Genomic DNA, 8,097 nt, shown 5'->3' with positions numbered 1-8,097 from the left:
GCACGACAACCATTTCCCCACTGAAAGATGGGGGATCATTCATGACCACTTGGTGAGCTACTTGTTCATCGTCGGTTTGCTTGAGCTTTTTCAGCCAGTAGTGAAAAGTGGCGTAGTTGATGTCGTGCTCTTTACAAAAATGTGGAATGGAAAGGCCACTTTCTTGTTGCTTGAAAACAATGGCCGTCCAATGTTGGTGCTTTTCTGATTGTGTCATAGTTCCTCCATTAGGCTGGAGAAACTATGACAAAGGCTTGCTGAAATTAGAATGTGTGGTTAATTAGACGCTTACCCTTAACAGGGCGTTACCCGACTTGGTTGAGTTCTTTTTGTGTACTTAACTCCGCAGTCGCTGTGTGTTGGTCAATTCCAGATAAATTCGTATGCAGTAAGAATCGTTCGTCGTTTATAGCGGTTTCTTATTTTTAAACGTCTCAACGACTTGCGTGAATATTCGCTGGTAACCGCGCCAACTTCTGTACTTTGTCTTAACCATGGTTCGGCCGTGGCGGTTGATGCTCTGCGTCTTACTCGTTCTTAAATTTCTCAGCTATTGCCGCACCATTATCGAGGAATGCCGCTTTCAATAATGTGGTCGGTGCGCTGGCAGGGAAGTGGTTACATTTTGGTGGTTGCCGAAAGAAATAGAATTGTGGGCGTGGTTCGCGGCTTTAGTTTGGGCTGCCTTTTTATCAGTATTCGAGCTCGTTTTTGGTTCATCTTTTCTAGGTAAACCATAGTGCTAACTTCATCGTTGCCGCTATTTTGTGGGTAAACGCGCAGTAATTTTCGTGGTTATAGTTTTGAATTTGTCTGCCTTGAATTAGGTATTTGTCGCGCTTAATCAGCGCCGTTTTTAATTTCACTTCATCATGGCAGGCAAGCTGCTTTAGCCAAGTCGAACGGCCGGGTAACAAGGCCATTAATACGACCATCAACGCTCGGCATTCTAGGTCTGAATTGGCTATGGTGTCTTCGGTGGTCTATCAACATGTTCGTAATGCGTTGCTGGCGTATTATGGCGAGCGTTATAAGCACGACCTAACATAGGAGTTTTGATGGAAAGTGAAAGGCTCAAATTAGTAGCTCCGTCATTAGATTTTATCGATGCTATGTATACAGTTATTGATGAGTGTAGGTCAGAGTTTTCTGAATTTTTGCCTTGGGTTTCAGATACTTTAACGAAGAAAGCTCTTGAGCAAAATATTCAGGAAGCTGTGATCAATTTCTCCAATTTTTCAGGAGAATTTTGGTTTAACATTATCGAAAAGAAAACGGGATCGTTTATTGGTGCTGTGGGTTTTATCGTTAGAGATGAATCCGTGCCGTATTTTGAAATTGGCTATTGGTTGCAAACGTCAAAGGTAGGCTCTGGCTACATAACTGAAGCTATTAGTTTGGTAGAACAGTATGCATTTAATGATAAAGGTGCCATGAGAGTAGAAATTAAGATGGCAGCTACAAACTTAAAGAGTCAGGCGGTTGCAAAGCGATGCGGCTATGGGCTTGAAGGGCAGCTAGTTAATGCAAGGCGTTTGCCATCAGGCGAACTCGATAGTACGGTGATTTATTCGAAAACGTGCTTCTAACAAACAATTTAAGAGTGACTCCTAACGCTTGGCGACTTCACTCCGGTTTGAAATTTGTGTTTACGGCGCAATGGTTTAGTTTGGGTGTTATAGCGTTGTCGCACCTTAATTGGGCGTTACCCGACTTGGTTGAGTTCTTTTGCTTACTTTACTCCGCTGTCGCTGCGAGTTGGTCAATTCCAGACAAATCCGTATGCAGCTAGAATCGTTCGTCGGTCATAGCGGTTTCTTATTTTTAAACGTCTCAATGACTTGCGTGAATGTTCACTGGTCACCGCGCCAACTTCTTTACTTGGTTTAACCATGGTTCGGCCGTGGCGGCTGATGCTCTGCGTACTCCCAGTTCTTAAATTTCTCAGCTATTAACGCGTCATCATCGAGGAATGCCGCTTTCAATATTGTAGTCGGTTCGCTGGCAGGGAAGTGGTTACATTTTGGTGGTTGCCGTAAACAATTAAATTGTAGGCGATGTTCGCGGCTTTGGTTTGGTCTGCCTTTTTATCAATATTGGCGCGCGTTTCTTGTTCATCTTTTCTAGGTAAACCATAGTGCTAACTTCATCGTAGCCGCTATTTTGTGGGTAAGCGCGCAGTAATTTTCGTGGTTATAGTTTTGAATTTGTCTGCCTTGAGTTGGGTGTTTGTCGCGCTTAATTAGCGCCGTTTTCAATTGCATTTCATCATGGCAGGCAAGCTGCTTTAGCCAAGTCGAACGGCCGGGTAACAAAGGCATTAAGGTGACGCTTGACGCTCGGCGGTTTTGGTTTGAAGTGTATTTGGTTTAGTAAGTTCAGCGTTGGCGCACCTTATGCCAAGGCGTTACCCGACTTGGTTGAGTTCTTTTTGTTTACCTAACTCCGCTGTTGTTGTGCGTTGGTCAATTCCAGTTAAATCCGTATGTAGTTAGAATCGTTCGTCGTTCATAGCGGCTTCTTATTTTTAAATTTCTCAACGGTTTGCGTGAATGTTCGCTGGTAACCGCGCCAACTTCTTTATTTGGTTTTTGCCATGGTTCGGCCGTGGCGGTTGATGCTCTGCGTACTGCCAGTTCTTAAATTTCTTGGCTATTGCCTCGCCATTTTCGAGGATTGCCGCTTTCAATATTGTGGTCGGTGCGTTGGCATGGCTGTGGTTACATTTTGGTGGTTGCCGTGAGCAGTAGAATTGTGGGTGTTGTTCGCGGCTTTAGTTTGGTCTGCCTTTTTATCCGTATTGGCGCGCGTTTCTTGTTCATCTTTTTTAGGTAAACCATAGTGCTAACTTCATCGTAGCCGCTATTTTGTGGGTAAACGCGCAGTAATTTTCGTGGTTATAGTTTTGAATTTGTCTGCCTTGAGTTGGGTGTTTGTCGCGCTTAATCAGCGCAGTTTTTAATTGCATTTCATCATGGCAGGCAAGCTGCTTAAGCCAAGTCGAACGGCCGGGTAACAAAGGCATTAAGGTGACGCCTGACACTCGGCGGTTTTGGTTTGAAGTGTATTTGGTTTTGTAAGTTCAGCGTTGGCGCACCTTATGCCAGCGTTACCCGACTTGGTTGAGTTCTTTTTGTGTACTTAACTCCGCAGTCGCTATGCGTTGGTCAATTCCAGATAAATCCGTATGCAGTTAGAATCGATCGTCGTTTATAGCGGCTTCTTGTTTTTAAATGTCTCAACGGCTTGCGTGAATGTTCGCTGGTAACCGCGCCAACTTCTGTATTTGGTTTTAACCATGGTTCGGCCGTGGCGGTTGATGCTCCGCGTACTTACTCGTTCTTAAATTTCTCAGCTATTGCCTCACCATTTTCGAGGAATGCCGCTTTCAATAATGTGGTCGGTGCGTTGGCATACCTGTGGTTACATTTTGGTGGTAGCCGAAACAAATAGAATCGTGGGTGTTGTTCGCGGCTTTAGTCTTGGCTGCCTTTTTATCCGTATTCGCGCTCGTTTTTGGTTCATCTTTTTTAGGTAAACCATAGTGCTAACATCATCGTAGCCGCTATTTTGTGGGTAAACACGCAGTAATTTCCGTGGTTATAGTTTTGAATTTGTCTACCTTGAGTTGGGTGTTTGTCGCGCTTAATCAGCGCATTTTTTAACTGCCTTTCATCATGGCAGGCAAGCTGCTTAACCCAAGTCAAACGGCCGGGTAACAAAGGCATTAAGGTGACGCGTTACACTCGGCGGTTTTGGTTTGAAGTGTATTTGTTTTTGTAAGTTCAGCGTTGGCGCACCTTATGCCAGCGTTATGAAGTTTTACTAAGTTCGTAGCCTGACTTTCAGGCCACGAATTGTACGATCATTATGAGAGTAGGGCGTTTAACTCATCTTTGTAAGCTGTAATAGGCGTGTATAAATTGTGGAAAGCTCTGCCAATGGCGCCTTTAAAGAGATTCATTTCTGGTTGCTTCTCAGCTTTACCTGAACTTAGGATATGATCCATAGAGATACCAGGGTATGGGTCAATATAAAAGATCTTGGTCATCCCCAGTTGGTAAGCTTTTTTTGCACATAGTTCACACGGACTCGCTGTAGTGAAGAGGAATCCTCCTTCAACACCAGAACCTCCATCTTTAGAAATTTGCAAGAAGGCGTTTTCTTCCGCATGTAGCGATCTTGTGTGTACCTGATTTTTTTCATTTTTTAAGGTGTTGTATTCTGATTTAAAGCAATACGAGTGGTTGTAACCATTATCTTCAATTAACTTAAACTTGATTAACTTTGTTCTTACTTGCTGTTTAAACTTAGTGTTTTCACGTTCAAATGGACTATATGCATCCTCGTCAATATTTTTATCTAAATCTTCAACGTTTCTGAGGTTGCATGGCACTTGTCCATATGGAGTATCATTCCATCCTACAGCCTTTATAGAGAAATTATTTTTAGTTACAACTGCTCCTACTTGTCGAGATAAACAGCCGGAATTCAGTTTGGCAGTATAAGCCATCTGCATGCAGCGTTCTTCTGGTGAGGGTGTTATAAGTCCGGGTTTTTGAGCTAGACAAACAAACTTAATTAATTGATTTGAAAGTTGTTCTAATGTGTCTTCACATCCTTCAATTCTACTACTGTTTACATAGATATCAGCACGTTGCAGGCATCCTTGCAAGTCTTGATCTGTAAAACTTTTTTGGTCGTCAAAATCGAGACTTGAGTATTCATTCTCATCAATTTCTTTAATACTATCAGTAGATAACCCTTTAAGAGATAGTCTTTCTTTCCTTGTTTTTTCATTACATGAAACCGCAAGTAAGTAAAATGATGCAAAGCGTTCTTGAAAATAGCTTGCTTCCAATGGATTTCTAATAGCATCAATACTTACATAGGTACTCTTACCTAGTACATCATTACCTTTTTTTAATGCGCTTATTATTTTGTTTGTTTGTTCAGCTATAGTGTAGAAGGCACCTTTTTTAATATCACTTACTATTACAGAACCAGACCTTCTTGCATTTTTACCAAGCAATTGGAAAAGTTTTATGAAACTTGCTTCTTCAAGTTGATTTCTTATTTGACTAGTTAAGGTGGTTAAATAGTCAATGTAAAACTCTTCTGCAGTACAATTGTTTTTTTGTTTCTTTAAATCAATTGAACTCGTTAATAGAAAGTCAATGTCGGAAGTTCTTACAAATTTACTATTTTTTGTTAAGAAAGTTTGCAACTGGCCAGAGTCTTCTATCTCTAATAGCATCATTGTCAGTATAGAACTGACACGTAAGTGTAAAAATGGTTGCCAATTTTGGTTAAAGTACTTTCTTATGATTTTTTCTTTTCTTTGTGAGTTATCTTTCGGATTGTCACCGCTGTAAAGGCTGTGCTGTATTTTTTCTATTGGCTTTGCTAGCACTTCTGCAGCAGTTGTACACCCACTGCCAGTACGACCAGTAAGACCTAATATAATGAAATCTTCATTTTTACTATGAATTTTTTTTAAAGCCGAAGCTAAGTACTCATTGTTATTACTCATTTGCCATCCAAAACAATGTTATTATGTGTGTTGTTTTTATTATACTGCCAGCATAATGAGTTGGTATACAGTTTTTATGTGGAATAAGTAGTTTAACTGCCTGATAAACTTCATAACAAAGCCATCAAAACGACCACCAACGCTCGGCATTCTAGGTCTGAATTGGCTTTAGTGTTTTCGGTGGTCTATCAACATTATCGTAATACGTTGTGGCGTATTATGGCGAGCGTTACCCGACTTGGTTGAGTTCTTTTTGTGTACTTAACTCCGCTGTCGCTGTGAGTTGGTCAATTCCAGATAAATTCGTATGCAGTAAGAATCATTCGTCGTTTGTAGCGGCTTCTTATTTTTAAACGTCTCAACGTTTTGCGTGAATGTTCGCCGATAACCGCGCCAACTTCTGTATTTGGTTTTAACTATGGTTCGGTTGTGGCGGTTGATACTCCGTGTACTTACCAGTTCTTAAATTTCTCAGCTATTGCCGCGCCATCATCGAGGATAGCCGCTTTCAATAATGTGGTCGGTGCGCTGGCAGGGAAGTGGTTACATTTTGGTGGTTGCCGTAAGCAGTAAAATTGTGGGCGATGTTCGCGGCTTTAGTTTGGCTGCGTTGTTATCAATTTTATCGCAAATGTAAGGTGTGGCTTCACTAGGTAAACCATAGTGCTAACTTCATCGTAGCCGCTATTTTGTGGGTAAACGCGCAGTAATTTTCGTGGTTATAGTTTTGAATTTGTCTGCTTTGGGTTGGGTGTTTGTCGCGCTTAATCAGCGCGGCTTTCAACTGTATCTCATCATGGCAGGCAAGCTGCTTTAGCCAAGTCAAACGGCCGGGTAACAAGGGCATTAAGGTGACGCTTAACGCTCGGCGGTTTTGGTTTGAAGTGTATTTGTTTTAGTAAGTTCAGCGTTGGCGCACCTTATGCCAAGGCGTTAGCAATTTAGGGGGAACTTATAGATGGGTCATTTTTCAGAGTTAATGATTTCAAGGTGGGAAACTCCACAGTTAAGTGGGTTAGATAAATTTATTTGTTCTGAATGTGTAATTGATTCTGCATTACAAAAGTTAGTGAATGCAAATTTATGTTCAGTGTCATGTTGTTATTGCGGTGAAGAAAATGAGGATGGTGAAGTTATTGCCGCTCCTTATGATATCGTGATGACGCGTATATATGACTCTATCTATAAATATTATGCAGACGCTCAAGATACAGATATGCCGCGCGTTGAAAAAGAATGGTTAGAAGAAGAAACAAATATATACGAAATAATTGGTGAATTTGATCCAGGTTGGTCTGGTGAGCTATGTGAGGATTTATGTGAAAGCTCTGACCCTAGTCAATATCTTGTGTCTCATGTAGATAATGACTGGTCAATTGAGGACCCATTAAGCACTTTATCTTGCGGTTGGAATAGTTTCAAAAAACAAGTTTTAACTAAAACTCGTTACCTCTTTTTAGCTGAACCTGAAGATGAATTTTTATCTGGTAGACCTGATTATATCCCGATAGCGAGTATGTTAGATGCTCTTAGCAATGTGTGTAAATCTGAACAGTTATTAAAAGTGATTCCTGCTGGTTCTACCTTTTATCGAGTTCGTGTAAGTAGTAATGCTGAGACAACATACAGTACTTTTTCTGATATTGGTGTTCCTCCAGTTGGTATAGCTAGTGCAGGTAGGATGAATCCCGCTGGTATTTCATATTTTTATTTAGCATCGGATCGAGAAACAGCGGAAAAAGAAGTTGTTGATACAGCATCTTATTGGTCAATAGGTAAGTTCCGCTCAACAGTGGACATTCAAGTTATAGATTTTGTCGAGCTTCCAAGTATCCCGAGCGTTTTTGAACCAGATAAATATGATAGTAAGCATCACATTTCATTTGTTTATTCTTTTGTTGAGGATCTGATTGCTCCTGTTCAAAAGGATGGTAAAGAACATGTTGATTATGTACCAACTCAGATTGTATCTGAGTATTTTAGGTATAAGTTCCGTAATGATTCTGGAGAGAATATTTTGGGGTTAAGATATCCGAGTGTGAAAAATAGTTCTGGGGTGAATTTGGCGATATTTAGTTCTGAAAATGATGAACTCGAAAATATGTTTGAGCTAGAGTGCATCGAAAGAAATTGCTAACAAGGCAATCAAGGTGATGCGCTACACTCGGCGGTTTTGGTATGGAGTTCAGTGTGCTTTGTTGGTTCAGTGGGGCACACCTTATTGCAGGCGTTACCCGACTTGGTTGAGTTCTTTTTGTGTACTTAACTCCGCTGTCGCTGTGCGTTGGTCAATTCCAGATAAATTCGTATGCAGTAAGAATCGTTCGTTGTTCATAGCGGCTTCTTATTTTTAAATGTCTCAACGATTTGCGTGAATGTTCGCTGGTAACCGCGCCAACTTCTGTATTGGTTTTAACCATGGTTCGGCCGTGGCGGTTGATGCTCCGCGTACTCCCAGTTCTTAAATTTCTTGGCTATTGCCTCGCCATTTTCGAGGAGTGCCGCTTTCAATATTGTGGTCGGTGCGTTGGCAGGGAAGTGGTTACATTTTGGTGGTTGTAGTG

Annotated in this window: 11 protein-coding genes; 4 read left to right on the top strand and 7 right to left on the bottom strand. The window is 41.3% G+C overall.

Features of this window, described 5'->3' with window-relative positions:
- Both tnpA and L4C35_RS00310 read right to left on the bottom strand, forming a co-directional pair.
- Positions 1 to 217 (bottom strand): IS66 family insertion sequence element accessory protein TnpA (tnpA, locus tag L4C35_RS00315; RefSeq protein WP_428461015.1); only part of this gene is annotated, 217 nt, incomplete at its 3' end.
- A gap of 508 nt (positions 218 to 725) precedes the next feature.
- Complete coding sequence (locus L4C35_RS00310) at positions 726 to 923, bottom strand: hypothetical protein (protein ID WP_428461014.1); 198 nt, start codon at positions 921 to 923, stop codon at positions 726 to 728.
- Between the two features lie 135 nt (positions 924 to 1,058).
- Between L4C35_RS00310 and L4C35_RS00305 the strand changes: the two genes are divergently transcribed.
- On the top strand, positions 1,059 to 1,589 hold the full coding sequence (locus L4C35_RS00305) for a GNAT family N-acetyltransferase (protein WP_428461013.1): 531 nt from the start codon (positions 1,059 to 1,061) through the stop codon (positions 1,587 to 1,589).
- 534 nt (positions 1,590 to 2,123) lie between these two features.
- Here L4C35_RS00305 and L4C35_RS00300 read toward each other — a convergent pair.
- Both L4C35_RS00300 and L4C35_RS00295 read right to left on the bottom strand, forming a co-directional pair.
- Positions 2,124 to 2,321 (bottom strand): hypothetical protein, encoded by a 198-nt coding sequence (locus L4C35_RS00300; protein ID WP_428461012.1) that lies wholly within the window; start codon positions 2,319 to 2,321, stop codon positions 2,124 to 2,126.
- 506 nt (positions 2,322 to 2,827) lie between these two features.
- Positions 2,828 to 3,025, bottom strand: a complete 198-nt coding sequence (locus tag L4C35_RS00295; protein WP_428461011.1) for a hypothetical protein — start codon at positions 3,023 to 3,025, stop codon at positions 2,828 to 2,830.
- A gap of 221 nt (positions 3,026 to 3,246) precedes the next feature.
- On the opposite strand from L4C35_RS00295, the gene L4C35_RS00290 reads away from it, so the two are divergent.
- Positions 3,247 to 3,453, top strand: coding sequence for a hypothetical protein (locus L4C35_RS00290; protein ID WP_428461010.1), 207 nt, complete (start codon positions 3,247 to 3,249; stop codon positions 3,451 to 3,453).
- 77 nt (positions 3,454 to 3,530) lie between these two features.
- On the opposite strand, the gene L4C35_RS00285 is transcribed toward L4C35_RS00290, so the two are convergent.
- Both L4C35_RS00285 and L4C35_RS00280 read right to left on the bottom strand, forming a co-directional pair.
- Positions 3,531 to 3,728 carry a hypothetical protein gene (locus L4C35_RS00285; RefSeq protein ID WP_428461009.1) on the bottom strand — a complete coding sequence of 66 codons (198 nt, stop codon included), beginning with the start codon at positions 3,726 to 3,728 and terminating at the stop codon, positions 3,531 to 3,533.
- Positions 3,729 to 3,868: 140 nt separating this feature from the next.
- The gene (locus tag L4C35_RS00280) at positions 3,869 to 5,533 is read right to left on the bottom strand and encodes a deoxycytidylate deaminase (protein WP_428461008.1); all 1,665 of its coding nucleotides are present in this window, start codon (positions 5,531 to 5,533) and stop codon (positions 3,869 to 3,871) included.
- A 366-nt stretch (positions 5,534 to 5,899) separates the two neighbouring features.
- Here L4C35_RS00280 and L4C35_RS00275 point away from each other — a divergent pair, with 366 nt between their 5' ends.
- A complete protein-coding gene (locus L4C35_RS00275; RefSeq protein WP_428461007.1) occupies positions 5,900 to 6,106 on the top strand; it encodes a hypothetical protein in 207 nt (68 codons plus the stop codon).
- A gap of 76 nt (positions 6,107 to 6,182) precedes the next feature.
- Here the strand turns inward: L4C35_RS00275 and L4C35_RS00270 are convergent, their stop codons facing one another.
- Positions 6,183 to 6,380 carry a hypothetical protein gene (locus L4C35_RS00270; protein ID WP_428461006.1) on the bottom strand — a complete coding sequence of 66 codons (198 nt, stop codon included), beginning with the start codon at positions 6,378 to 6,380 and terminating at the stop codon, positions 6,183 to 6,185.
- Between the two features lie 111 nt (positions 6,381 to 6,491).
- Between L4C35_RS00270 and L4C35_RS00265 the strand changes: the two genes are divergently transcribed.
- A complete protein-coding gene (locus L4C35_RS00265; RefSeq protein WP_428461005.1) occupies positions 6,492 to 7,670 on the top strand; it encodes an RES family NAD+ phosphorylase in 1,179 nt (392 codons plus the stop codon).
- Positions 7,671 to 8,097 lie beyond the last annotated feature (427 nt).

The organism is Photobacterium kagoshimensis (assembly GCF_050337045.1).
Taxonomy (GTDB): Bacteria; Pseudomonadota; Gammaproteobacteria; order Enterobacterales; family Vibrionaceae; genus Photobacterium; species Photobacterium kagoshimensis.
This window is presented reverse-complemented; position numbering and strand designations above follow the sequence as displayed.

Coding starts and splice junctions, on each gene's coding strand:
- L4C35_RS00310 (WP_428461014.1), bottom strand. CDS start 923: ATGGCCTTGTTACCCGGCCGTTCGACTTGGCTAAAGCAGCTTGCCTGC.
- L4C35_RS00305 (WP_428461013.1), top strand. CDS start 1,059: ATGGAAAGTGAAAGGCTCAAATTAGTAGCTCCGTCATTAGATTTTATC.
- L4C35_RS00300 (WP_428461012.1), bottom strand. CDS start 2,321: ATGCCTTTGTTACCCGGCCGTTCGACTTGGCTAAAGCAGCTTGCCTGC.
- L4C35_RS00295 (WP_428461011.1), bottom strand. CDS start 3,025: ATGCCTTTGTTACCCGGCCGTTCGACTTGGCTTAAGCAGCTTGCCTGC.
- L4C35_RS00285 (WP_428461009.1), bottom strand. CDS start 3,728: ATGCCTTTGTTACCCGGCCGTTTGACTTGGGTTAAGCAGCTTGCCTGC.
- L4C35_RS00280 (WP_428461008.1), bottom strand. CDS start 5,533: ATGAGTAATAACAATGAGTACTTAGCTTCGGCTTTAAAAAAAATTCAT.
- L4C35_RS00270 (WP_428461006.1), bottom strand. CDS start 6,380: ATGCCCTTGTTACCCGGCCGTTTGACTTGGCTAAAGCAGCTTGCCTGC.
- L4C35_RS00265 (WP_428461005.1), top strand. CDS start 6,492: ATGGGTCATTTTTCAGAGTTAATGATTTCAAGGTGGGAAACTCCACAG.